Annotated in this window: 20 protein-coding genes and 1 tRNA gene; 8 read left to right on the top strand and 13 right to left on the bottom strand. The window is 39.9% G+C overall.

The window, feature by feature from the left end; translation table 11 throughout:
* Positions 1 to 26 precede the first annotated feature (26 nt).
* From CWB78_RS01225 to CWB78_RS01215, 3 genes are all read right to left on the bottom strand, one after another.
* Positions 27 to 103 (bottom strand) — tRNA-Val (locus CWB78_RS01225).
* Between the two features lie 236 nt (positions 104 to 339).
* Positions 340 to 1,389, bottom strand: coding sequence for a DUF3080 family protein (locus CWB78_RS01220; RefSeq protein ID WP_138593957.1), 1,050 nt, complete (start codon positions 1,387 to 1,389; stop codon positions 340 to 342).
* Complete coding sequence (locus CWB78_RS01215) at positions 1,367 to 2,722, bottom strand: MATE family efflux transporter (RefSeq protein WP_008110123.1); 1,356 nt, start codon at positions 2,720 to 2,722, stop codon at positions 1,367 to 1,369. Before CWB78_RS01215 ends, CWB78_RS01220 begins: the two co-directional genes overlap by 23 nt.
* Before the next feature lie 190 nt (positions 2,723 to 2,912).
* On the opposite strand from CWB78_RS01215, the gene CWB78_RS01210 reads away from it, so the two are divergent.
* Positions 2,913 to 3,539 (top strand): riboflavin synthase, encoded by a 627-nt coding sequence (locus tag CWB78_RS01210; protein ID WP_054200746.1) that lies wholly within the window; start codon positions 2,913 to 2,915, stop codon positions 3,537 to 3,539.
* Here CWB78_RS01210 and CWB78_RS01205 read toward each other — a convergent pair.
* Complete coding sequence (locus CWB78_RS01205) at positions 3,536 to 3,739, bottom strand: CPXCG motif-containing cysteine-rich protein (protein WP_008464077.1); 204 nt, start codon at positions 3,737 to 3,739, stop codon at positions 3,536 to 3,538. The genes CWB78_RS01210 and CWB78_RS01205 overlap by 4 nt on opposite strands.
* Before the next feature lie 90 nt (positions 3,740 to 3,829).
* On the bottom strand, positions 3,830 to 4,696 hold the full coding sequence (locus CWB78_RS01200; RefSeq protein ID WP_138593956.1) for a fructosamine kinase family protein: 867 nt from the start codon (positions 4,694 to 4,696) through the stop codon (positions 3,830 to 3,832).
* A 121-nt stretch (positions 4,697 to 4,817) separates the two neighbouring features.
* Here CWB78_RS01200 and CWB78_RS01195 point away from each other — a divergent pair, with 121 nt between their 5' ends.
* A complete protein-coding gene (locus CWB78_RS01195; RefSeq protein WP_010389702.1) occupies positions 4,818 to 5,510 on the top strand; it encodes a hypothetical protein in 693 nt (230 codons plus the stop codon).
* A 102-nt stretch (positions 5,511 to 5,612) separates the two neighbouring features.
* Here the strand turns inward: CWB78_RS01195 and CWB78_RS01190 are convergent, their stop codons facing one another.
* Positions 5,613 to 5,975, bottom strand: a complete 363-nt coding sequence (locus CWB78_RS01190) for a DUF3718 domain-containing protein (RefSeq protein ID WP_036984821.1) — start codon at positions 5,973 to 5,975, stop codon at positions 5,613 to 5,615.
* A gap of 244 nt (positions 5,976 to 6,219) precedes the next feature.
* Between CWB78_RS01190 and CWB78_RS01185 the strand changes: the two genes are divergently transcribed.
* The 3 genes from CWB78_RS01185 to CWB78_RS01175 all read left to right on the top strand — a co-directional run bounded on the left by CWB78_RS01185 (position 6,220) and on the right by CWB78_RS01175 (position 9,741).
* Entirely contained in the window at positions 6,220 to 7,005 is a 786-nt protein-coding gene (locus tag CWB78_RS01185; RefSeq protein WP_008110111.1) for a hypothetical protein, read from the top strand.
* A gap of 100 nt (positions 7,006 to 7,105) precedes the next feature.
* On the top strand, positions 7,106 to 8,488 hold the full coding sequence (locus CWB78_RS01180; RefSeq protein WP_010389705.1) for an amidohydrolase: 1,383 nt from the start codon (positions 7,106 to 7,108) through the stop codon (positions 8,486 to 8,488).
* 11 nt (positions 8,489 to 8,499) lie between these two features.
* Positions 8,500 to 9,741, top strand: coding sequence for an amidohydrolase family protein (locus CWB78_RS01175; RefSeq protein ID WP_054200751.1), 1,242 nt, complete (start codon positions 8,500 to 8,502; stop codon positions 9,739 to 9,741).
* A 110-nt stretch (positions 9,742 to 9,851) separates the two neighbouring features.
* Here CWB78_RS01175 and CWB78_RS01170 read toward each other — a convergent pair whose 3' ends face one another.
* Together CWB78_RS01170 and cspD are read right to left on the bottom strand one after the other, a co-directional pair.
* Positions 9,852 to 12,074, bottom strand: a complete 2,223-nt coding sequence (locus CWB78_RS01170) for an NADP-dependent isocitrate dehydrogenase (protein WP_138593955.1) — start codon at positions 12,072 to 12,074, stop codon at positions 9,852 to 9,854.
* Between the two features lie 454 nt (positions 12,075 to 12,528).
* The gene (gene cspD / locus CWB78_RS01165; RefSeq protein WP_008110104.1) at positions 12,529 to 12,747 is read right to left on the bottom strand and encodes a cold shock domain-containing protein CspD; all 219 of its coding nucleotides are present in this window, start codon (positions 12,745 to 12,747) and stop codon (positions 12,529 to 12,531) included.
* A gap of 209 nt (positions 12,748 to 12,956) precedes the next feature.
* Here cspD and clpS point away from each other — a divergent pair, with 209 nt between their 5' ends.
* Both clpS and clpA read left to right on the top strand, forming a co-directional pair.
* The gene (clpS, locus tag CWB78_RS01160) at positions 12,957 to 13,265 is read left to right on the top strand and encodes an ATP-dependent Clp protease adapter ClpS (protein WP_008110102.1); all 309 of its coding nucleotides are present in this window, start codon (positions 12,957 to 12,959) and stop codon (positions 13,263 to 13,265) included.
* Between the two features lie 68 nt (positions 13,266 to 13,333).
* Positions 13,334 to 15,595, top strand: a complete 2,262-nt coding sequence (gene clpA / locus CWB78_RS01155; RefSeq protein WP_054200753.1) for an ATP-dependent Clp protease ATP-binding subunit ClpA — start codon at positions 13,334 to 13,336, stop codon at positions 15,593 to 15,595.
* Between the two features lie 201 nt (positions 15,596 to 15,796).
* Here clpA and infA read toward each other — a convergent pair whose 3' ends face one another.
* The 5 genes from infA to trxB all read right to left on the bottom strand — a co-directional run bounded on the left by infA (position 15,797) and on the right by trxB (position 21,771).
* Entirely contained in the window at positions 15,797 to 16,015 is a 219-nt protein-coding gene (gene infA / locus CWB78_RS01150) for a translation initiation factor IF-1 (RefSeq protein WP_002962494.1), read from the bottom strand.
* Between the two features lie 90 nt (positions 16,016 to 16,105).
* Positions 16,106 to 16,810 carry an arginyltransferase gene (locus CWB78_RS01145; RefSeq protein WP_138593954.1) on the bottom strand — a complete coding sequence of 235 codons (705 nt, stop codon included), beginning with the start codon at positions 16,808 to 16,810 and terminating at the stop codon, positions 16,106 to 16,108.
* Entirely contained in the window at positions 16,803 to 17,519 is a 717-nt protein-coding gene (aat, locus tag CWB78_RS01140; RefSeq protein ID WP_138593953.1) for a leucyl/phenylalanyl-tRNA--protein transferase, read from the bottom strand. Before aat ends, CWB78_RS01145 begins: the two co-directional genes overlap by 8 nt.
* Positions 17,520 to 17,699: 180 nt before the next feature.
* Positions 17,700 to 20,513, bottom strand: a complete 2,814-nt coding sequence (locus CWB78_RS01135; protein ID WP_082360108.1) for a bifunctional aconitate hydratase 2/2-methylisocitrate dehydratase — start codon at positions 20,511 to 20,513, stop codon at positions 17,700 to 17,702.
* Between the two features lie 307 nt (positions 20,514 to 20,820).
* On the bottom strand, positions 20,821 to 21,771 hold the full coding sequence (gene trxB / locus CWB78_RS01130; RefSeq protein WP_008110078.1) for a thioredoxin-disulfide reductase: 951 nt from the start codon (positions 21,769 to 21,771) through the stop codon (positions 20,821 to 20,823).
* A 276-nt stretch (positions 21,772 to 22,047) separates the two neighbouring features.
* Between trxB and pssA the strand changes: the two genes are divergently transcribed.
* Positions 22,048 to 23,373, top strand: a complete 1,326-nt coding sequence (pssA, locus tag CWB78_RS01125; RefSeq protein ID WP_054200756.1) for a CDP-diacylglycerol--serine O-phosphatidyltransferase — start codon at positions 22,048 to 22,050, stop codon at positions 23,371 to 23,373.
* Positions 23,374 to 23,382 lie beyond the last annotated feature (9 nt).

Below are 23,382 nucleotides of genomic sequence, written 5' to 3'. Positions count from 1 at the left end.
GCTTTCCAGATCATTTTTAGTATATTTGGTACGACTGAGTGGATTCGAACCACCGACCCCTACCATGTCAAGGTAGTGCTCTAACCAACTGAGCTACAGTCGTACTATAAGTCTACATATTATTTAATTCGTCCATGAAGCTTCATCCTGTCGGCGTCCTGCCTCCACCTCGTTCGGCTGCGAAGCTTTGCTTCGGTCCAATCTCGCCCAACTGAGCTACAGTTGTACTGCATGTATTTAAGAGTTGTTAATTGCTTAACAACGGTCGCTAATATATAGCGTGATGAGGAGTGAATCAAGCATGTTTATGCTATTTGAGTTCATTTGCCGTTTTTTTATTCATATTGGACTGATTTCACACGTTTTATAAAATTTTTGCCACCATATAACATGCTCTTTTGCTGACGATTTTAGCTGAGCGAGTAAGTTTTTAGCGTTTGGGTCAAGAAGGGCATTTACTTCTTCACTGCTTACTGCTTGATTAAACCACAGCTGCACATAAAGCGGCTGCAATGTTTCTAAATAGCCACTAAGCTGAGCTTGATAAGGCTGAATTTGTTTCAAATAATATTTATTGAATATATTACTGACAATTTTAGCTTGCTGCTTGTTTTTACCCTTTGGGCATATATCTTCAAGCGTTAAAGTATTTACAAACTGGGTGGCCGCATGGTTTAAGCTAATTTGTTCACGCGCGGCTTGAATAAGTTGTTGGTTAAACTCGTATTTGTTAAGCGGCTCAAGCGCTGACAAAATATCATCACTGTTTATTGCCATACTATTTTGGTTTTCTATTAGCTGTTTTATGGTAGTTAGCTTTTTAAGCCCCTCAACTGTGTCGCTAAACCCAGCCGGTTGAGTGCTGAGCTCTTGGCCGGTTAATTGCCAACTGCTGTTGAGTTCGGGCTCACTAAATAACATATTGTTGAAAAACTGAGTAAGCTGAGCTTGTTTTTGAGTTTTTGCCGCAGCAATTTTGTTGTAAATCTTGCTTTGTTTATCCAAGCTATTTAAACAGTTTTGCGCGCTTTGAATAAAATCTATTTGGTACTTCAATTGGCTAGCAGCGGTGGCTGTTTTACCTAACTGATTATTATGCTCGCTTATTAAAACGTTCAGTTTACATTGGCTAATACCAGCAAGTTCAGTTATGCCAATTTTAATTGCTGGTTGTAAAGCTTCAACAGGCTCAACTAAAGTAAGTTGTTGCAATGGGTTTGTGTTTGGCTTAGGAACTTGCAAGGTACTACTTAAGCGAGACAAATAGGTTTTATTTGCCTCACTGGGCTGCTCTGAGCAGCCAAAAAGTAAGATACAACACACTGCCAGTAACCATTTAAGTGGCAGTGTGGTAGTTATAGATTGATTAAGAGAGAATAAATGGTTCACGTTTAAATCGCCTATGCACTGTCAGCATCAGTAGTACAGCTGCAACTGATAATCCAACGATAATACCTATCCAAAAACCGTGAGGGCCCATTGCTGGCACTATTAAGTCTGTTCTTGCTAATACGTAACCTAAACTAAAGCCGATTAACCAATAAGAGATAAAAGTGATATAAGAAATAGGCGCGGTGTGCTTTAAGCCTCTCAATATACCATTTGCAGCTACTTGTAATGCATCAGGAAGTTGATAAATACAGGCTAAAATCATAATTGATGAAGCAAGTGCGAGTACCGCAGGGCTATCGCTATAAAGCTGGCTAATCACATCGCGACCTATAAAAGTAATAAAAGCGATAAATAGGGCGATAATTGCCGCTAAAATATAACTTGTAGACACGGCTACTTTTAATTGGTCTAAATGATTTTGCCCAAATAAATTACCAATTCGTATGCTAATTGCAATTGATAGGCTAAGAGGCATCATAAATAATAGTGCCGTAACACTGGCTGCAATTTGATGACCAGATACGGCAACCGCACCCAAGTGCGCAATAAATAAAGGTATACAGGCAAACAAGGTTACTTCAAAAAAAGTGGCTAGTGATATAGGAATACCGAGTTTGGTAATAATACCTATGGTTTTAAAGTTAGGTTTTTCAAAGCCCGCTAATAAGCCTTTGGCATCTACTTTTTTGCTGAGCTGGCAATAAGTCACCTGCGCAATGGCCATAACAGTAAATACGAGTGCGGTAGCGATACCACAACCGGCTCCGCCAAAAGCTGGTAGGCCAAATAAGCCATTGATAAAAATATAATTGAGTGGAATGTTTACCGCAAGCCCCAGTAGGCTAATATAAAATGCAGGCTTGGTCATCCCCATGCCTTCAGTCATATTTCTGTAAACGGTAAAAATTAAAAAGCCAAATACACCCCATTTAACAAAATGAATGTAGTCAAAAGCAAGTCCAGCAATTGCAGGGGTGGTATCTAGCTGTAAAATAACAGTATTGGCAAGCTGCGCCGCACTAAAACCAGCAATACTTAAAAGGAGTGTTAAATAAAGGGCTTGCTGAAAATAATGGCTGATGCCGTTTCGATCTTTAGCACCAGCGAATTGTGCAATAACGCCCGTTAATGCTAATAAAATCCCTTGTATTGCTAATAAAATTGGGTTCCATATCCCCGTTGCAATTGACAGTGCAGCTAAATCGGTAGGGCTCACTTGTCCGGCCATAATGGTGTCAACCACAGACATTAATACTAAAGTTACTTGTGCTAAAAAAACGGGAACGGCAAGAGAAAGTAAACGTTTGGCTTCCCAACTACAAAAAGTCATAAAAAACAGCTATTCAGAAAAACATAGTCGCATTGTAATCTATTGTGATCTGCCAAGCTATGCTGGTGGTCGGTGTTTGTATTTAATTCATCTTGGTGGTGAAAATAACCATCAATAAGTGCTATTAAGTGAATGATTTTGTCTTTTGATACGTTAAACTAGCACTTTGTTAGAAATAGAAGCGATTTTTATGTTTACCGGTATTATTCAAACTCAAGCAACGGTAGTTTCTAAAACCCATGCACAGGGCGTATTACGCTTGGTAGTTTCTGTTAATGAGCAATACGTGAAGCATTTAGACTTAGGTGCCAGCATCGCTATAAATGGTTGTTGTTTGACTGTTGTGAAAGTAGAGCTAAGTAATCACGATGTGGTTGCTCAAGTGCATTTTGATGTTATTGATGAAACCCTGCAGCTAACTAATCTTGGGCAACTGGAATTGGGTAGTTTAGTTAATTACGAGCGTTCAGTGTCGTTTGGTACTGAGTTGGGTGGGCACATTGTATCTGGACATATTCATTGCACCGCAAAAATTGCACAAATAGTGAAGTTAGAAAACAACTACAAAATACAGCTCAGCCTGCCACAAAAATGGCAAAAATATGTGCTATACAAAGGATTTGTATCTGTTAATGGTGCAAGTTTAACGGTGGGTAATATTGATGAGTTTGGCTTTTGGTTGCATTTAATACCAGAAACACTCGATATAACTAATTTAGGTGAAGCCGTTGTGGGTGATGAGTTCAATATTGAAGTCGACCAGCAAACCTATACAATTATAAACACCGTTGAAAACTACATGCGCCAACATAGTTAAAATATTTGTTCGTCATCGCTGTCTACATGTAACTCTAACTTATTACGTGCATAATCTATATGCATGTTTAAGTGTATAAGGTTACAACAGGCACTGCATTCTTCATAGTAGTCTTGATCGCCCATACTGGCATCGAGATCTAAATGAATATGGTGTCCACAATGTGGGCAGGCGATACGTTGTGATAAAAAGTCTTTCATAATAACACCTCATAAAAACTAAGTTTTTTTACGTGGGTAACACACAACGAGCTAATAATAACTATAGTGCTTATATTTTGTTTACTACATTTATTTTAGTTTAATTAGTTTATCAACGTGGTCTTTAGCCTGATTTAGATAATGCCCCGCATAAATGTTGGCGTTGTTTAAAATAGGGTAAAGCTGGTAAACAAGCTTACGTTGCTCATAACCCTGAGCTAAAGGGTATTGGTGATTGTAGGTACTATAAAACTCTTCAGGGAGGGGGGCATAAAGCTCACTCATAGCAATATCGACCTCCCGATCTCCGTAATAGCAGGCAGGGTCAAATAAGGTCGGAATGTTGTTTACAAAGCCCATATTACCGCGCCAAAAATCGCCATGTATTAGTGAGGGTAAAACATGATGATTATGCAGTTGCTCTTTTACTAAATTTATCAGTTGCTCGGGGTCTGCAAGTGCAATGCCTTTTTCAGCTAATAGCTGTAATTGCCAACCAATACGTTCTTCTGCAAAAAATACATCCCATTTTTTATGCCACTGATTAGGTTGAGGTGTTGAGCTTAAATAATTGTCGGTGTCAAAACCAAACATCGCTTGCTGGTGTTTTTGATGTAACATAGCAAGATGCTCCCCCATAGCTGACCAATGGGTATGGGGAAGCTCGTCAAGTGTAAGCCACTCTAATACAATAAAGGCGAATTCTATATTGGCCCCAGTTGTAATGCAGTCTGGCACCATAAATACACTGTTTTGAGTAAGCTGTTTTAAACCTTGAGCTTGAGCCTCAAAGCGTTCTAGTTCATGTTTTTGCGCAATTTTAACTAAGTAATTGTGCTTGCCATCGCTTAAGTGAAACAACTTATCGGTGGATGTATTTTGCAACTGACGTTTATGGGTGTGTTTAAAATCGTAATGGATAGCTTGGCTGATCTGTTGATTGATTGTTTTCCACATAACAATAGTCACCTTTTAAACCTATAAATAAACTATGGCAAAAAGGGATTAAATAAACAAATTAATCGGTGTAAAATTAAGACTATCAATTTCTGATACAAATCACTGAAATGGAATAAAAATGAATAAAAGTTTTATCACTAACTTATTAGCAGCGTGTTGTGTTGTTATTGGTTTTGTATTTGATCAAGCCATTGTACTTTCAGTGGGTTTATTTGCACTCTCTGGTGCGGTTACAAATTTACTCGCTATTCATATGCTGTTTGAAAAAGTACCGTTTTTATATGGATCAGGTGTAATTGCGCTTAAGTTTGAAAGCTTTAAAGTGGCTATAAGAAATTTAATACTTACGGAGTTCTTTTCTGAGCATAAAATAGACAAGCTTCTAAGTAAGGCACAGCCAACGATTGATTTTGAATCGGTAATTTATAAAGTAGATTTAAACCCTGCATTCGATAATTTGTTAGTGGTTATTGAGCAATCACAATTTGGTAGCATGCTTGCAATGTTTGGCGGCACTGAAGCCGTTGAGCCAATGCGAGAAAAGTTTATTGAAAAAATGCAATTATCGCTGGTGCAAATAAGCGACACCGACGATTTTAAAACGCTATTAAGCGACATGTTAACCCAAGGTAATAACGCGGAAAGTTTGCATAATACGGTGCTTAAGTTAGTGGATGAACGCTTAGATGAACTCACCCCTAAAATGGTAAAAGAAATAATTCAAACCATGATCCGCGAACATTTAGGCTGGCTCGTTGTGTGGGGTGGGGTATTTGGTGGTTTGTTTGGCTTGTTGGCAGCGCTTATTTAATAATTAAATACACGTTAAGCAGGTACTAAGCCCTGCCTAACGTGTTTGGCTAGAGTAAATTAAACGCATTTAAAACTCACGATTTTTTAATTAGAACTCAGGTTATTTAGATCCCGCCATAATAACTACAAGCGGTTTGTTTACTTTTGCTAAATCTCTTATTGACGTACTAGTAGATGCTTCAATATTTAAAAATTGTGCTGATTTATTTAAATCATACAGCGTTACAAAGTCACCCACTGATAAATCATTACAGAGTAATTTTTTGCTAATTACATGTTTATCTATACGTAGATCTTTCATTGTTCTGAGCAGTGTCAGTCTTTTGTTAGATGCAACGGCCATGCAAGCTTGGGTACCGGGTGATGAATCAGCGGCAACAAAAGTGGCCGCCATTACAGGAGCTGTTAATGTTGCTGCGCCCAATAATACAGTTGAATATAGAGTTGCTTTGAAAGAAATCATAGTATTTGCCTCTTTGTTTATATGCAACTTAAGTATTGCTTAATGTAGCCGAAATGTTGTTAACTGAATGGGGTAAGCTGTAAGAAGATGTGTATATAAATCGTGCAATTTTGTAGGTGTATGAAAAGTTGTTCATAAATAATTTATTTTTGACACACTTTAGCGTTTTCCTACTGAAATATTTTTTCAGGCTGTTATTATCGCGCCCTAAATTTGTGGCATTTTATATTTTTGGAGCGCAATTGTGAATAAAACGTTAGCAAGTTACTACCAGCAAGCTTATGCGTGTGAGCAACAGCATTTTAACCAATGTTTTTATTGCGGCTGTGAGGCAACAGAGCGCGATCATTGCCCGCCATTGCATATGCTACAAAGTATTATTGATCTAGGTGAAGAAGCTGACTTTGTTGCCATTGCAGCTTGTTATGAATGCCATGCATTACTTCACAATGAGCGATTAATGACCATTGATGAGCGATTTAGCAAACTTAAAAAGAAGTTATCTAATAAGTATGCAAAGCCTTTGCGCGTTTATAACATGTGGGAAGAAAACGAGCTCGCTGACATGAGTGATGAATTTGCTCATAGTATTCAAGCGGGTATGAAACTCGGTAAAGAAGCGGCTGAACGACTCGCTTTTACGGGGTTTAGTTATGCCACTGAAGAAGCACGTGTCACAGTGCGTGAAAAAACCAAAGAGTTTGATGTAGAAGGCACTGTATTTTACGACTTTAAAGAAGCGCTTAATTATTGCATTAATGTTTTAAAGGTACAAAAAAGTGATTTTTATAAAATTTTAGTGGAAGACTATCAAGGTGATTTTAATAAGGCATTGAGCCAATACAGACATCGCCATGATAAAGTCACAGCCGCAAAAGATGGTAATACATTGATTAAAGATTTTTCAAAATTACATAAGCAAAACTCAGATTTTGTAACCCGAACGGTTAAACACTTTATAAGTAAAGATCCATCGCTCACCACCGAAGGAGCTCTGGATAAGCTTTATAACAATTATATAAAAAAATAATTACAGAAACTCACCTTAAATAACCGCCTTTTCACCTGTTTTTTTAGCTTTATGCGTTTGCTTTCGCTAAAGTAGTAAAAAAACAGGAGAACCTAAAAACATGCAAAAATTTGCTCCCTCATTGTTAGCTGTTGGTTTAGCAGCAGCACTTGTTGGTTGCCAAGAAAGCGGCCCACAAGATCCTAAAGTAACCATTAATAAAAACCCATACCCAAGTACTTATCAGCCAGTAGCGACATCAAGCACCTTGATCACTAATGCAACGGTATTAACAGGTACGGGTGAGCGTTTAGATGAAGCTGACGTACTGATTGTTGACGGTAAAGTGCAGCAAGTTGGTAAAGATTTAACCGCTAATGCAGACACCACTATTGACGCGCAAGGTAAATGGGTAACACCAGGCATTATTGACGTTCATTCACATTTAGGTGCTTATCCAAATCCATCGGTTGAGTCTCATCAAGATGGTAACGAAATGACCAGCCCTAATACGGCAGAAGTATGGGTTGAGCATTCAATTTGGCCACAAGATCCAGGTTTCAATCGTGCACGCGAAGGCGGTATTACGTCATTACAAATTTTACCAGGTTCAGCTAATCTATTTGGTGGACGTGGCGTTACACTTAAAAATGTACCGGCTCATACCATGCAAGGAATGAAATTTCCTGATGCGCCATACGGTTTAAAAATGGCCTGTGGTGAAAATCCTAAACGTGTTTACGGTCGAAAAGGTGTATTACCGATGACACGTATGGGTAATATGGCAGGTTATCGCACAGCATGGATTGGCGCTCAAGAATATAAGCGTGAGTGGGATAAGTACGATGCTGATTACGCTGCGGGTAAAAACCCAGAAGCTCCACACCGTGATATTAAATACGATACATTGCGCGGTGTTTTAGAAGGTGACGTTCGTATTCATAATCACTGCTACAAAGCAGAAGAAATGGCGATGATGATCGACCTTTCAAAAGAGTTTAATTATCATGCCGGCACATTCCATCACGGTATTGAAGCCTATAAAATTGCTGATTTACTGGCTGAAAACGGCTCGTGTGCTGCACTTTGGCCAGACTGGTGGGGCTTTAAAATGGAAGCCTACGATATGGTGCAAGAGAACGTAGCAATTGTTGATGCCGTTAAAAACTCATGTGCCGTTGTGCACTCAGATTCTGATACCACGATTCAACGCTTAAACCAAGAAGCAGCGAAAGTTATGTTCAGTGCAAACCAAAATGGGTTTGATATTTCTGAGCAGCATGCAATTAAGTGGATCACAGCTAATGCCGCAAAATCGTTAGGTATTGAAGATAAAACAGGCTCACTTGAAACAGGTAAACAAGCTGATGTTGTTATTTGGAATCAAAGCCCGTTTAGTGTTTATGCAAAAGCAGAGCAAGTGTTTGTTGATGGTGCAAAAGTTTACGATAGAAACGATAGCGCATTCCAAGCACAAAGTGATTTTATGTTAGGTCAACAATAAGGAGCCCCAGAATGAAAAAATTATCACGTTCGTTTTCGCTTTCTCTGGTTGCTGCAGGGCTATTAGCATCGGGTACCGTGAGCGCAGAGTCACTGGCAATTATTAATGCAACTTTGCATACATCTTCAGATCAAGGTGTATTAGAAGGAGCTAGCATAGTTATGAATGATGGCAAAATCACTGCCATTAACCCTAGCGATTTTAAAGTTGACAAAGTTATTGATGCTCAAGGTCAAATAGTGACCCCAGGTTTTATAGCCAGTGTAAACCAGCTTGGCTTAGTTGAAGTAGGTGCGGTTGCCGGTTCTCGCGATGCAGGAGAAGACAAAGCGGGTATCGATTTTGATGCAAGCTTGGCATTTAATCCTCGTTCAAGCTTAATTCCTTATGCACGTAAAGGCGGTATTACTCGCGATTTGATCACCCCTTACGGTGGTGACAGCATATTTGCAGGCCTTGCAAGTGTTGTTGATTTAAGTGGTAGCTTCGAAAGCGTAAATAAAAAGCAAGCAGCATTAGTGGTTCATTTGGGTGAACGCAGCAAAGGCTCTCGTGCATTTACCTTGCAAACACTTATCAATAAGTTAGATGAGCATCAAACTAAAGCAAGTAAAGAAGCCAAAAAAGACGACGCTAAGCCAAGTGCTGAAGACACCATAATGGCTAAAGTACTAAAAGGCGATATGCCATTACTAATTAGTGTGTCGCGTTCGGCTGATATTGTTGAACTAATAAAAGTGAAACAGCAGTTTGGCGTAAACATTGTCCTTAACGGCGCTCAAGATGCCGTTGTAGTTAAAGATCGCATCGCTAAAGCAGGCATTCCTGTGATCATTAGTGCAATGGATAATTTACCAGGCAGCTTCGATTCGTTGCATGCAAGCTTAAATAATGCCGGCATATTAGAAAAAGCCGGTGTTAAAGTGCTATTAACTGTGGGTGGCGATGCCAGCCACAATGTTTACCAGCTTCGCTACGATGCCGGTAACGCAGTGTCTTACGGTATGAGCCAACAAGGCGCATTAAAGGCCATGACCTCGAATGTAGCTGATGTATTTGGTATTAATGCCGGTAGCTTAGAAGTAGGTAAAGCCGCTGATGTTGTTATGTGGAGTAACGACCCGTTTGAGCTGAGCAGCCACGTGAATAAAATGTTTATCAATGGAGTTGAGGTTAGTACTGAATCTCGCCAAGATAAACTGCGTGAGCGCTATACAACAGAATCGAACATGCCACGCGCATACACAAAATAAACTTTTTAAGTTGAATTTAAAAGGCCGCATTAGCGGCCTTTTTTACGAACACCTTTCGCCTAAGCACAAAAAAGGCGCTCTATGAGCGCCTTTTCATTCATTTAAATGATTTATACTAGTTTAGATAAAATCTCGTTAAATGTTGTGCTCGGACGCATTGCTTTGAAGGCTGCATCGTCATTTGGCTGGAAGTATCCGCCAATGTTCATTGCAGGACCCTGTGCATCGTTTAGCTCGCTAACAATTTGCTCTTTGTTGGTTTCAAGGTCGCTAGCAATTTGTGTAAATTGCGCTTTAAGCTCGCTATCTTCATTTTGCTTAGCAAGTTCTTGAGCCCAGAATAAAGATAAGAAGAAATGAGAACCACGGTTATCAATTTCTTTTACTTTACGTGAAGGGGACTTGTTTTCAGCTAAGAATGTACCCGTTGCTTTATCAAGCGTATCCGCAAGTACTTGTGCCTTGTTATTACCCGTTGTTGTACTTAGGTGTTCAAGTGACGCAGCAAGTGCTAAGAACTCACCTAAAGAATCCCAACGTAAGTGGTTTTCTTTTTCAAACTGTTGAACGTGCTTAGGAGCAGAACCACCTGCACCTGTTTCAAATAAACCACCGCCATTCATTAGTGGCACAATTGAAAGCATTTTAGCACTGGTACCCAATTCTAGAATTGGGAACAAATCTGTTAGGTAATCACGTAATACGTTACCTGTTACAGAAATCGTATCTTTACCTTCTTTGATGCGTGCTAGTGAGAATAAGGTTGCATCCATTGGCGATAAAATTTGAATATCTAGGCCAGCAGTGTCGTGATCTGGCAGGTATTTATTCACTTTTTTGATTAGCTGAGCATCGTGTGCACGTTCTGCATCTAACCAGAAAATAGCCGGATTACCTGTTGCGCGAGCGCGGTTTACTGCAAGTTTAACCCAATCTTGAATTGGTGCATCTTTAACCTGACACATGCGCCAGATATCGCCTTGCTCAACACTGTGCTCAAGTAGGGTGTTGCCATTTGTGTCAACAACACGAATAGTACCGTCAGCTTTTGCTTCAAATGTTTTGTCATGTGAGCCGTATTCTTCCGCTTTTTGAGCCATAAGGCCAACGTTTGGTACGCTACCCATAGTCGTAGGATCAAAAGCACCGTGCTCTTTACAAAAATCAATCGTTGCTTGGTAAACGCCAGAGTAACAACGATCTGGAATTACAAAGCTTGTGTCTTGTAATTTATCGTCTTTATTCCACATTTGACCGCTTGAGCGAATTGCAGCAGGCATAGAAGCATCGATGATCACATCACTTGGTACGTGTAAGTTTGTAATGCCACGATGAGAATCAACCATTGCGATAGCAGGGCGGTTAGCGTAAACAGCTTGAATGTCTGCTTCAATTTCTTCGCGCTTAGCGTCATCTAATGTTTGAATTTTAGAGTACACATCGCCTAAACCGTTGTTTACATCAACACCTAGCTCTTCAAAAAGTGCACCGTGTTTTGCAAAAACGTCTTTGTAGAATACTTTTACAGCGTGACCAAAGATGATTGGATCAGATACTTTCATCATGGTTGCTTTCATATGAAGCGAAAATAACACGCCTTTTTCTTTCGCTGCATTAATTTCAGCTTCTAAGAATGCTTGTAATTTCGCAGCACTAATACGTGATGCATCAATTACTTCACCAGCAAGTAATGGCGTGCTTTGCTTAAGTACTGTGGTATCGCCATTAGCCGCTACGTGTTCAATACGAACATCCGTTGCTTCATCAACAGTTACTGACTGTTCAGAGCCAAAGAAATCACCTTCTTCCATGCTTGCAACATATGATTGAGAATCTTTGCTCCATGCACCCATTGAATGCGGGTTATTACGCGCATATTCTTTTACTGAACTAGGTGCGCGACGGTCAGAGTTACCTTCACGAAGAACAGGGTTTACTGCGCTGCCTTTAATTTTATCGTAGGCTGCTTGAATGGCTTTTTCTTCATCGTTTTTAGGTTCTACAGGGTATTCTGGAAGTGCATAACCTTTTTCTTGAAGCTCTTTAATTACAGCGCGAAGTTGCGGAACTGATGCACTAATGTTCGGTAATTTAATGATGTTAGCTTCTGGTGTTTTTGCCATTTCGCCAAGCTCTGCAAGTGCATCACCAATGCGTTGTTCTTCTGTTAGGTAATCCGGGAAGCTCGCAATTACACGACCTGCTAATGAGATGTCGCGTGTTTCAACTTCAACACCTGCCGCATTTGTGTACGCTTGGATAATAGGTAACAACGAATAAGTTGCTAGTGCCGGAGCTTCGTCCGTTTTTGTATAGATAATTTTTGATGTCATCATCATTCCTAGATAGTAGGCCGCATTGGCCAAATTCAACAATGCAAAGAAATCATCGCTTAATACCTTATAAATAAAGCATTAGTATATGCAATGAGTAGTCTGTTAGGTGTTGGTACTCGTATAACCTAAACAAGGTGAGAATAATCACACCTGACGGACTAATGTCTTTTATAACTAAAATTTATGTAAATACAAACTAGCCATTAGGCTAAAGTAATTACGTTTTACAGGATAAAGAGTGTAACAAGCTTGGCTAAAAAGGGCTAGGATTACGCGCCAAACGCCAGCAGTTAAACATCTAATACTAAAATTATTGGGGTAGATAAAATAAAATCAAGGAGCGGGGTTGAATTAACAAACAATGAAGCAATTTATATGTAAGTGGTTAGGGATATTTAGGGGATTAAGCGAGGATCTAAACAGGTCACTCGCTTTAGTCTCATATTTACAATCACTCTATAATATCGCCGTTAGGGGCTATATTAGTAGCGTGTAGACCTTTAGGGCCCTGTTGTAATTCGAAGGTAACATCTTGACCAGCTTTAAGCGTCTTGTATCCGTCCATTACAATAGTGGAGTAATGAGCAAAAATGTCGTTCTCGCAACCGTCTTCTACGATGAAACCAAAACCTTTGGCGTTGTTGAACCATTTGACTTTACCACAAGCCATACTTCTACATCCTTCTATAAGTTGACTAATTTAGTTATCCTAAACTGTATTGTTTGCTAGACTGACTAAGGTTTAATCAATCACCATTTGACTGTAGTTTATTTAAGCAACCAGTCAAGTGTTTTAGGTTATTTTTTAACATTTTATTTATTTTTTTATTCAAGTTTGCTTGAGTTACAAAGACAAGACTATATTTAATTATGAGTGGTATGAAAGATTCTGGTGTTATCGACACCGTTCGCGATAGTGAAAAGCAAAAGTTGCAGCCACCGCGAAAATATAAAGTTGTGTTAAACAACGATGATTACACGCCGATGGATTTTGTAATAGAGATCTTAATGACGTTTTTTAATATGGATAGCGATAGAGCAACTGATGTGATGCTGCAAATACATCAGCAAGGTAAGGGCATATGTGGTGTTTACAGCGCCGACGTAGCACATACTAAGGCTGAGCAAGTTAACCGCTACTCAAGGGATAACGAGCATCCACTGCTATGTAGTTGTGAGCAGGAATAAATACCACAAAGGTGAACTTTCATCTTTGAAGTGCGGTATAAAATTATTATCTCTGTAAGGGGTTGCCAATGCTAAATAAAGACTTAGAACTAACTTTGAACACTGCGTTTCGTGAAGCGCGTACACGTCGTCATGAGTTTATGACCGTAGAGCACCTTTTATTAGCTCTACTCGACAACCCATCAGCTGGAGAAGCGCTTAATGCGTGTGGTGTTGACGTTTCTGGATTAAAAACAGAGTTACTTGAATTTATTGATGAAACCACACCGGTTATTCCTGATTTAGAAGAAGAGCGCGAAACTCAACCAACACTTGGTTTTCAGCGAGTATTACAGCGCGCTGTATTTCATGTGCAATCTTCTGGCAAAAATGAAGTGACAGGCGTTAATGTGCTGGTCGCTATTTTTTCTGAGCAAGAAAGCCAAGCCGTGTACTTACTTAAAAAGAACGATATTTCTCGACTTGATATTGTTAACTTTATTTCTCATGGGATTGCCAAAGGTGACGACGAATTAGGCGATGATACCGACGATATTCATGAAGAGGTGCAAGAAGTAGCAAGCGAAGAAGCGAGTAAGCTCGACAGCTTTACAACTAACCTTAATATACACGCTAAAGAGGGTAATATTGACCCGCTTGTTGGCCGTGACAGTGAAGTAGAGCGCACAGTGCAAGTGCTGTGTCGTCGTAAAAAGAATAACCCATTACTGGTTGGTGAAGCCGGCGTAGGTAAAACTGCCATTGCCGAGGGCTTAGCCTATCGTATTGTTAACGAACAAGTGCCTGAAGTCATTGCAGATGCGGTTGTGTACTCTTTAGATATGGGCGCGTTACTTGCCGGTACCAAATACCGAGGCGATTTTGAAAAACGCTTTAAAAGTTTATTAAAAGAGTTACAAGCAAAACCAGGTTCAATTTTATTTATTGATGAAATTCACACCATTATTGGTGCAGGTGCTGCCTCAGGTGGGGTAATGGATGCCTCAAACTTAATTAAGCCGTTACTCTCAAGTGGGCAATTACGTTGTATGGGTTCTACCACTTACGGTGAGTACAAGAATATTTTTGAAAAAGATCGCGCCCTTGTCCGTCGCTTTCAAAAAATTGATGTGCTTGAACCTAGCGTTGAAGATACCACTAAAATTCTTAACGGCTTAAAAGATCGTTACGAAGCACACCATGGTATTCGTTATACGCAAAAAGCGTTAAAAGCAGCCGCTGAGCTAAGTGCCAAGTATATTAATGAGCGTCACTTACCTGATAAAGCGATTGACGTTATTGATGAAGCAGGCGCAAGCCAACGGCTACTGCCTACGTCCAAGCGTAAAAAAACCATTGGTGTATCTGATATTGAGATGATTGTGTCTAAAATGGCGCGTATTCCGCCACAAAATGTGTCGTCGTCTGATAAAGAAACGCTGAAAAACTTAGACCGTAATTTAAAAATGTTGGTGTTTGGACAAGATCAATCCATTGATGCATTAACTTCTGCTATTCGCTTATCGCGCTCAGGTTTAGCAAACGAGAACAAACCGGTTGGCTCGTTCTTATTTGCAGGCCCAACAGGGGTAGGTAAAACTGAGGTTACCAAGCAATTAGCTAAATGTATGGGTGTTGAGTTTATTCGTTTTGATATGTCTGAATACGTTGAGCGCCATGCGGTGAGCCGTTTAATTGGTGCGCCTCCGGGTTATGTAGGTTTTGAACAAGGCGGCTTATTAACAGAAGCGGTGATCAAAAACCCACATGCAGTGGTATTGCTGGATGAAATTGAAAAAGCGCATCCTGATATCTACAACATTTTATTACAAGTTATGGATCACGGTACGCTAACAGATAATAACGGCCGAAAAGCCGACTTTAGAAACGTAGTCGTGGTGATGACCACCAATGCCGGCGTACAAGAAACAACGCGTAAATCTATTGGTTTTAGTGAGCAAGATCATACTCACGATGCAATGGGTGAAATTAATAAAGTATTTTCACCTGAATTTAGAAACCGCTTAGATAACATTATTTGGTTTAATCACCTCGAAAAAGACGTTATTTTGCAAGTGGTTGATAAATTTGTTGTTGAGTTACAAGCGCAACTGGATAAGAAGTCAGTTAACCTTGAGCTTACTTCTAAAGCTCGTGAGTGGTTGGCTGATAAAGGCTATGACAAAGCAATGGGCGCGCGTCCTATGGCACGTGTTATTCAAGAAGATCTTAAAAAGCAATTGGCTAACGAAATACTGTTTGGTGAGCTAATTTCTGGCGGTACGGTAAAAGTATCGGTTAAAGATAAAAAGCTGCGTTTTGATTACGAGAGTGACTTAACGCCAGCCTAACCTAAAAAAGTTAGCAATTTAAAAAGCCTGCTTTATGCAGGCTTTTTTTATTTGCCAAAGAAATAGGCAACAAAAAACCCAGCAAAGGCTGGGTTTTTTGTTTATTAAATGTAATTACTGGCTACTACCATTAATTACATTTAATAAACGCTTAAAGCTAGTTTTCACTAGCCAAAAACTAAATCTCGTTTACGCACTTACTTAGCGAGCACGGAATACGATACGACCTTTCGATAAATCGTAAGGAGTCATTTCTACCGTTACTTTATCGCCGGTTAAAATACGGATATAGTTTTTGCGCATTTTACCTGAAATATGAGCCACAACTACGTGACCATTTTCTAGCTCAACTCGGAACATTGTATTTGGTAAAGTATCAAGGACTGTCCCTTGCATTTCGATTACGTCTTCTTTCGCCATGTTTAGCGTAACACCTCTTTAATAGTTAAACGCTGCAGATTTTGCCCAAAATACGCCAATAAGTAAAGGCGCAGGGGCTATTTTTGTAAATTAAATAGCCACCCACTGGTCATTGAGCTGTTTTTGGGCAGGTAAAAACTGGGTTTTATACTTCATTTTGTCGCATTCATCTATTTGATAGCCTAAATAAACAAACTGTTTGTGTTGCTGTTTAGCAAATTTAAGCTGCTGTAATATCATTACAGTCCCTAAACTGAAGTGTTCGTAGTCAGGGTCAAAAAATGTATAAATAGCGGAAATAGCGTTGTCCATACAATCAGTTACAGCAACGGCTACTAAGTTTTCTTGATCCCAAAGCTCTATAAAGGTGATGGCTAACCAGCTACAAAACAAAAAACTTTGAAATTGTGATTTATCAGGTGGATACATAGAACCGTCTTGATGACGTAAACTAATGTATTTACTGTAAAGTGGGTAGTATTGTTCGCGTTCAACCTGTGAATATTTTACCTCAAAGCGGTTTTTTGCTTTGTTAAGTTTACGTTTTTGCGATTTTGTCGGCATAAACTCATCAGCTAAAACGCGCACAGAACTACATGCGCTGCAAATAGGGCAGTGCGGACGGTAAATTTGGTTACCGCTGCGACGAAAGCCTAATCCTAATAATGATTCAAACTTGTTGCTGCTGTAACAACTTGGGTCGAGTATCACCAGCAGTTGTTCTTGGCGATCAGGTAAATAACTGCATTCAAACGGTTGGCTTAGGCCTATACGAGCCGGAAGTTGTTCATTCATATATCGCGATTAGCTCCTGTGGCTGCCACATACTGGCAGCTGGGGTGTAACACTGTGCTTTATTAAGTTTAGTTAAAAATTCTTCACGTGGAATCACGCTGGCACCTAACGAAATTAAATAAGGATTTTCTAATTGGCAATCAATAAAATGCGCATCATGGCGCTTAAGCCAATTAACCAGCGCCCACATCGCCAGTTTGGAGCAATTTGTTTGATGATGAAACATTGATTCACCACAAAAAACGCCAGTTTGCATAATCCCATATAAGCCGCCTACAAGCTCTCCCTCACGCCATACCTCTAAACTATGAGCTAAGCCATTGTAATGCGCTTTTATGTACGCCTGTTGCATTTGCGGGGTGATCCAAGTGCCATCGGTATCAAGACGTTGATCGCGGCACGCTTCTATCACTTCTTCAAAGGCATGGTTAATAGTTACGGTGACCGGGTGCTTTTTTAAATGTTTTCGTAAGCTTTTACTAACATGAAAGTCATTAAGCTCAACAATACCGCGCTCACTCGGTGACCACCACATAATTGGCTCGTGTTCACTAAACCACGGAAAAATACCAGATAAATAGGCATTTTTTAACCGCGTTACCGATAAACATCCACCAATGGCAAGCAAACCATCTGGATCATCTAATGCATGGTTGGGATCAGGAAAAGCAAAGTGGCTTTGAGCGAGTTGATAAAGTTGTTTAGTCATAACACCGATTGAATAACTGCATGGTCAAGACAAAGTGTAACCTGTTGCTTTAAAATCACAAACCACAAATTATTGTGTTGTCCATAGGGTTGAGCAGGGCTTAAATTGCTGTTAGGTAAATTTTAGGCATAAAAAAAGCGCGTTAAAAAACGCGCTTAATTAAATGGTAAACTAATCGAATTAGCTAACCACTTTTACTGGTACAGCTTCACCTGCGTTGAACTTAGTTGTCATTGCTTCTTCAACAGGTGTAAACGATGTAAGGTCAATACCTTCAACCGCAGACTTATACTCTTCCATAGTCGGGAAACGACCAAGAACAGAAGATAGAACTACAACTGGCGTAGAACCTAGTAGTGATTCACCTTTTTTCTCAGATGTATCGGCTACTACACGGCCTTGGAAAAGACGTGTTGATGTTGCGATAACAGTATCACCAGGTTCTGCTTTTTCTTGGTTACCCATACATAGGTTACAACCAGGGCGTTCTAGGTATAAGATATTTTCATACTTAGTACGTGCAGCCGTTTTTGGTTTTGCATCGTCAAATTCAAAACCTGCGTATTTAGCAAGAATATCCCAATCGCCTTCCGCTTTAAGCTCATCAACAATGTTGTATGTTGGTGGCGCAACAACCAATGGCGCTTTGAATGAGATAGAACCGTTTTTCTTCTCAAGGTTACGTAGCATGTGAGCAATAATTTTCATATCGCCTTTGTGAACCATACACGAACCAACAAAACCTAAATCAACAGGCTTGTCGTTGTAAAAAGAAACAGGGCGGATCACATCGTGAGTATAACGCTTAGACACATCATCGTTATTAACGTCTGGATCGGCAATCATTGGCTCAACGATTTGGTCTAAATCAACCACAACTTCTGCGTGGTATTTAGCGTTGTCGTCTGGAGAAAGTGCTGGCTCTTCACCAGATTGAATACCTGCAATACGCTTGTCGGCTAAATCGATTAGACCTTGTAGCGTTTGTGCTTCGTTTTCCATACCTTTGTTGATCATGATTTGGATACGTGACTTAGCAAGTTCAATTGACTTAATTAACGTTTCATCATTTGAAATACAGATTGACGCTTTCGCTTTCATTTCTGCAGTCCAGTCAGTGAAGGTAAACGCTTGGTCAGCCATTAGGGTACCAATATGAACTTCAATGATACGACCTTGGAATACGTTTTCGCCGCCAAATTGCTTAAGCATTTGCGCTTGCGTTGCATGTACAACATCGCGGAAATCCATATGCTTAGCCATTTTGCCTTTAAACGTTACTTTAACTGAATCAGGAATCGGCATCGCAGATTCACCGGTTGCAAGTGCAACAGCAACAGTACCTGAATCGGCACCAAAGGCAACGCCTTTAGACATACGTGTATGCGAGTCACCACCAATGATGATAGCGCGATCATCAATTGTAATGTCGTTCAATACTTTGTGAATAACGTCAGTCATTGCATGGTAAACGCCTTTCGGGTCACGTGCAGTGATCAAACCAAACTTATTCATAAACGCCATTAGTTTAGGAATGTTTGCTTGTGCTTTGCTATCCCATACTGATGCTGTATGACAACCAGATTGATAGGCACCATCAACAAGAGGTGAAATCGTTGAAGCAGCCATGGCTTCTAATTCTTGCGCTGTCATTGGACCGGTTGTATCTTGCGAACCAACGATGTTCACTTTAACACGAACATTTGAGCCAGCATGAAGTGGCGTATCTGATAGTACACCTACCGCGTTACGGTTAAAGATTTTTTCAACCGCTGTTAAGCCTTGGCCTTCGTGTGAAATTTCTTTTGAAGGTGCATAAACAAGCGGCGTTTCAATGCCAAGAGTTTCAGCAGCAAACGTTTGTAGTTTTTTACCGAATACAACAGCGTAAGAACCACCGGCTCTCATGAATTCAACTTTTTGCGGTGTGAATGCTGATGAAATATCAACAAGCTCTTTATCACCGTTATAAAGCTTTTTCTCTTTAGTATTGATTGTTAGCACAGTACCAGTAGCAACAGAGTAGGCTTCTTCAAGCACAGCGTCACCATTTGCATCAGTTACTGTATTGCCGTCTGCATCTACTTTCTTAACCCAGTTTTTAAGGTCAAGACCAATACCGCCAGTTACATCAACCGTTGTTAAGAAGATTGGTGCAATACCGTTAGTACCTGCAACAACAGGTGCAATGTTGATGAAAGGAACGTATGGACTTGCTTGTTTACCAGCCCAAAGTGCTACGTTATTCACACCAGACATACGTGATGAACCAACGCCCATGGTGCCTTTTTCAGCAATAAGCATTACTTTAGCGTTAGGGTGTTTCTTTTGAAGGGCAACAATTTCTTGTTGTGCTTCTTCAGTGATCATGCACTTACCGTGTAATTCACGGTCAGCACGCGAGTGTGCTTGGTTACCTGGAGACAGTAAATCAGTTGAGATGTCGCCTTCACCAGCAATGTAAGTTACTACTTCGATTTTTTCTTCGATGTCAGGTAGTTTTGTGAAGAATTCAGCTTTTGAGAAGCTCTCTAGTAATTCTTTAGCAATTGGGTTACCTGATTCGTAGGCCGCTTTAATGCGCTCCATATCTGCATCGTATAAGAATACCTGAGTTTTCAGTACTTCTGCAGCTTGTGCTGCGATTTTTGCGTCATCAGCAAAGGCTAAATCAATTAGCATTTCAATCGATGGGCCGCCTTTCATGTGTGAAAGTAGTTCGAATGCAAATTCTGGAGTGATCTCTGCAACGTGCTCTTCACCTAAAATGATTTCTTTTAGAAACTGTGCTTTAACGCCCGCAGCACTGGTTGTTCCAGGTAAAGTATTAAAAATAAAGAAATGCAGTGAATCTTTACGGTGCTCGTTATTAGTATCTTTAATTTGATTAATTATTTCTGATACTAGTTCAGCGCTATCGATTGGTTGTGGGCTTAATCCAAGCTCCGTTTTACGGGTTTGGATTTCTTCCATATATTTTGTATACAAACTCATAGAAAACTCTCGGTAATTTACTTGATATGAAGTTAAGCATTTTAACTGATTTTACAGTTTCTAGTAATGCCTAAATGAATAAAGCTTTTATTCCTGACGATAATTATAGCTAGTTTTACTTATATAATTTGACGGTATTTGTTGCTCACCCTTAGATCCTATCGCACCTGAGCCATTAATTGTATAAATAAGACTAATTTCAACTATAAATTCAGTGAATATTGGTGCGAGTGCAATTATTTCGGGCGTAATGTTTGGGCACAAAAAAGGGCTGAAAATTCAGCCCTATTCTAATTTAGAACCTAAATTACAGGTTATCTAAAAAGCGTTCTGCATCAAGTGCAGCCATACAGCCAGTACCGGCAGAGGTGATAGCTTGACGGTAAATATGATCAGACACATCACCGGCAGCAAATACGCCTGGCACACTTGTTTGAGTTGCATTACCGTTAAGACCAGATTCAACCACTAGGTAGCCGTCTTTCATTTCTAGCTGACCTTCAAACATATCGGTGTTTGGCTTATGGCCAATGGCAATAAATACACCCGCTAAATCAAGTTCTTCAGTAGCATCTGATGCCACATCTTTGATGCGAACGCCGGTCACACCCATTTGGTCACCAAGTACTTCATCAAGTGTACGGTTGTAGTGCATTACAACGTTACCGTTTGCTGCTTTTTCAGCAAGGCGGTCAGCAAGAATTTTTTCACTACGGAAACTATCACGACGGTGAATAACATGAACTTCATCAGCAATGTTAGACAGGTATAACGCTTCTTCAACAGCCGTATTACCACCACCAACAACCGCTACTTTTTGGCCTTTATAGAAAAACCCGTCACAGGTTGCACAAGCAGAAACACCACGACCTTGGAAATTAGTCTCAGATTCTAAGCCTAAATATTTAGCAGAGGCACCTGTTGCAATAATTAAAGCATCACATGTGTAAGTACCTTGGTCACCGGTTAGTGTGAAAGGGCGCTTAGATACGTCAACTTTGTTGATGTGGTCGAACACAATTTCAGTTTCAAAGCGTTCTGCATGCTCTTTCATACGATCCATTAATGCAGGGCCGGTTAAACCGTGTGCATCGCCAGGCCAGTTTTCAACTTCAGTGGTGGTTGTTAGCTGGCCACCTTGTTGAATACCTGTAATTAAAACAGGGTTTAAATTAGCACGTGCAGCGTAAACTGCGGCTGTGTAGCCTGCAGGGCCCGAACCTAAAATAAGTAACTTACAATGTTTTGCTTCAGTCATGATCTTTTCCTAAACGTTTAATACGGTTTTAATGCGCCCGATTCTAAGAAAAACAAGCAGGAAGTAAATAAAAGATGAGATTATTTTTTTTCGCAAATTACAAAGCTGTTCATTAATGTGTACTAGTAAATGCATTAAAGGTAGCGCCCGCCTAATAAATAGACTGTTAGCCAATAAAACAACGTTAATTCATGACCAGCCTGATTTTTTTTGTTATCTTTTAACTAATTTTGATTTGTCACTGCTTAATTATGTGACCTAAGTGAATAGGCAACTATGTTATTTTGGCAAGAGAAACCCGCATTTGGGTTGACTTCAAAAGACGTTAACGTCTTAACCAATGCGCAAGAATACCGTACGCAATTGTTAGATTTAATTGCCAACGCAAAAAAACGAATTTATATCACCACACTTTATTTACAAGATGATGAAGCGGGTCGTGAAATATTAGCCGCACTACACAGTGCATCGTTAGCTAACCCTTCGCTTGAAATTAAAGTACTGGTTGATTTTCATCGCGCGCAACGCGGTTTAATTGGCGCAGAAAAGTCAGAGGGCAATGCAAGTTTATATTGCGATAGCTTAGAGAAGTTTAATTCAAACGTTCAAGTGTATGGTGTCCCTGTAAAAGCCAAAGAACTGTTTGGGGTGTTGCATTTAAAAGGCTTTGTTATTGACGACACACTGCTGTATAGCGGTGCTAGTTTAAACAATGTGTATTTGCAATATAGCGACCGATACCGACTTGATCGCTACTTTTTAGTTTCGCAAAGCGAGTTATGTGACTCAGTAGTCGACTTTATCGAATCAACGTTATTGAACTCTGAAGCGGTTCCAAGAATTGATCAACGACCGCTTAAACGCATGGCGGACTTTAAACTTGAACAAAAGCAACTTATGCGTGAGCTTAAATCGGCAAGCTATAAAAGTGCGCAACAATTGAATACTCATGCAATGGGCATTCGTTTGTTTTTGGGTTTAGGCCGTCGTAATAACGAACTTAATCGCTTAATCAAAGCGCTGTTTGATACTACCGAGCAAGAGTTGGTGTTATACACGCCGTATTTTAATTTCCCGGCGCCTTTAATGCGCTCTTTACGTCGCTTATTAAAGCAAGGTAAACAAGTCACTATTGTGGTGGGCGATAAAACCGCAAACGATTTTTACCTGCCACCTAGCGAGCCGTTTAGTAAAATTGGTGCATTACCGTATTTATACGAAACTATTTTGCATAAATTTGTAAAATCGCAAAAACGCCACATAGATAATGGCAACTTAAACGTTTACCTGTGGAAACACGAGAGTAACTCGTTTCATTTAAAAGGGATTTGTTGTGACCGTAAAGTGCATTTACTTAGCGGGCATAATTTAAATCCGCGTGCATGGGGGCTAGATATCGAAAATGGTATTCTGATAGAAGACCCTGAGCAAACGATAATGCGCGACATTGATAATGAACGCCAAGAAATTTTAAAGCATTGTCGTCGTTTAACCGGTCCAGATGATTTAGAAACCATGAGCGATTACCCGCAGCCAGTGAAAAAGCTACTTGGTCAAGCTAAGCGCGTAAAAGTCGATTTTATTATTAAACGATTTATATAACACTTGGGT

The organism is Pseudoalteromonas sp. S1612, assembly GCF_005887175.1.
Lineage (GTDB): Bacteria > Pseudomonadota > Gammaproteobacteria > Enterobacterales > Alteromonadaceae > Pseudoalteromonas > Pseudoalteromonas undina.
This window is presented reverse-complemented; position numbering and strand designations above follow the sequence as displayed.

Coding starts and splice junctions, on each gene's coding strand:
- CWB78_RS01215 (WP_008110123.1), bottom strand. CDS start 2,722: ATGACTTTTTGTAGTTGGGAAGCCAAACGTTTACTTTCTCTTGCCGTT.
- CWB78_RS01210 (WP_054200746.1), top strand. CDS start 2,913: ATGTTTACCGGTATTATTCAAACTCAAGCAACGGTAGTTTCTAAAACC.
- CWB78_RS01205 (WP_008464077.1), bottom strand. CDS start 3,739: ATGAAAGACTTTTTATCACAACGTATCGCCTGCCCACATTGTGGACAC.
- CWB78_RS01200 (WP_138593956.1), bottom strand. CDS start 4,696: ATGTGGAAAACAATCAATCAACAGATCAGCCAAGCTATCCATTACGAT.
- CWB78_RS01195 (WP_010389702.1), top strand. CDS start 4,818: ATGAATAAAAGTTTTATCACTAACTTATTAGCAGCGTGTTGTGTTGTT.
- CWB78_RS01190 (WP_036984821.1), bottom strand. CDS start 5,975: ATGATTTCTTTCAAAGCAACTCTATATTCAACTGTATTATTGGGCGCA.
- CWB78_RS01180 (WP_010389705.1), top strand. CDS start 7,106: ATGCAAAAATTTGCTCCCTCATTGTTAGCTGTTGGTTTAGCAGCAGCA.
- CWB78_RS01175 (WP_054200751.1), top strand. CDS start 8,500: ATGAAAAAATTATCACGTTCGTTTTCGCTTTCTCTGGTTGCTGCAGGG.
- CWB78_RS01170 (WP_138593955.1), bottom strand. CDS start 12,074: ATGACATCAAAAATTATCTATACAAAAACGGACGAAGCTCCGGCACTA.
- cspD (WP_008110104.1), bottom strand. CDS start 12,747: ATGGCTTGTGGTAAAGTCAAATGGTTCAACAACGCCAAAGGTTTTGGT.
- clpS (WP_008110102.1), top strand. CDS start 12,957: ATGAAAGATTCTGGTGTTATCGACACCGTTCGCGATAGTGAAAAGCAA.
- clpA (WP_054200753.1), top strand. CDS start 13,334: ATGCTAAATAAAGACTTAGAACTAACTTTGAACACTGCGTTTCGTGAA.
- infA (WP_002962494.1), bottom strand. CDS start 16,015: ATGGCGAAAGAAGACGTAATCGAAATGCAAGGGACAGTCCTTGATACT.
- CWB78_RS01145 (WP_138593954.1), bottom strand. CDS start 16,810: ATGAATGAACAACTTCCGGCTCGTATAGGCCTAAGCCAACCGTTTGAA.
- aat (WP_138593953.1), bottom strand. CDS start 17,519: ATGACTAAACAACTTTATCAACTCGCTCAAAGCCACTTTGCTTTTCCT.
- CWB78_RS01135 (WP_082360108.1), bottom strand. CDS start 20,513: ATGAGTTTGTATACAAAATATATGGAAGAAATCCAAACCCGTAAAACG.
- trxB (WP_008110078.1), bottom strand. CDS start 21,771: ATGACTGAAGCAAAACATTGTAAGTTACTTATTTTAGGTTCGGGCCCT.
- pssA (WP_054200756.1), top strand. CDS start 22,048: ATGTTATTTTGGCAAGAGAAACCCGCATTTGGGTTGACTTCAAAAGAC.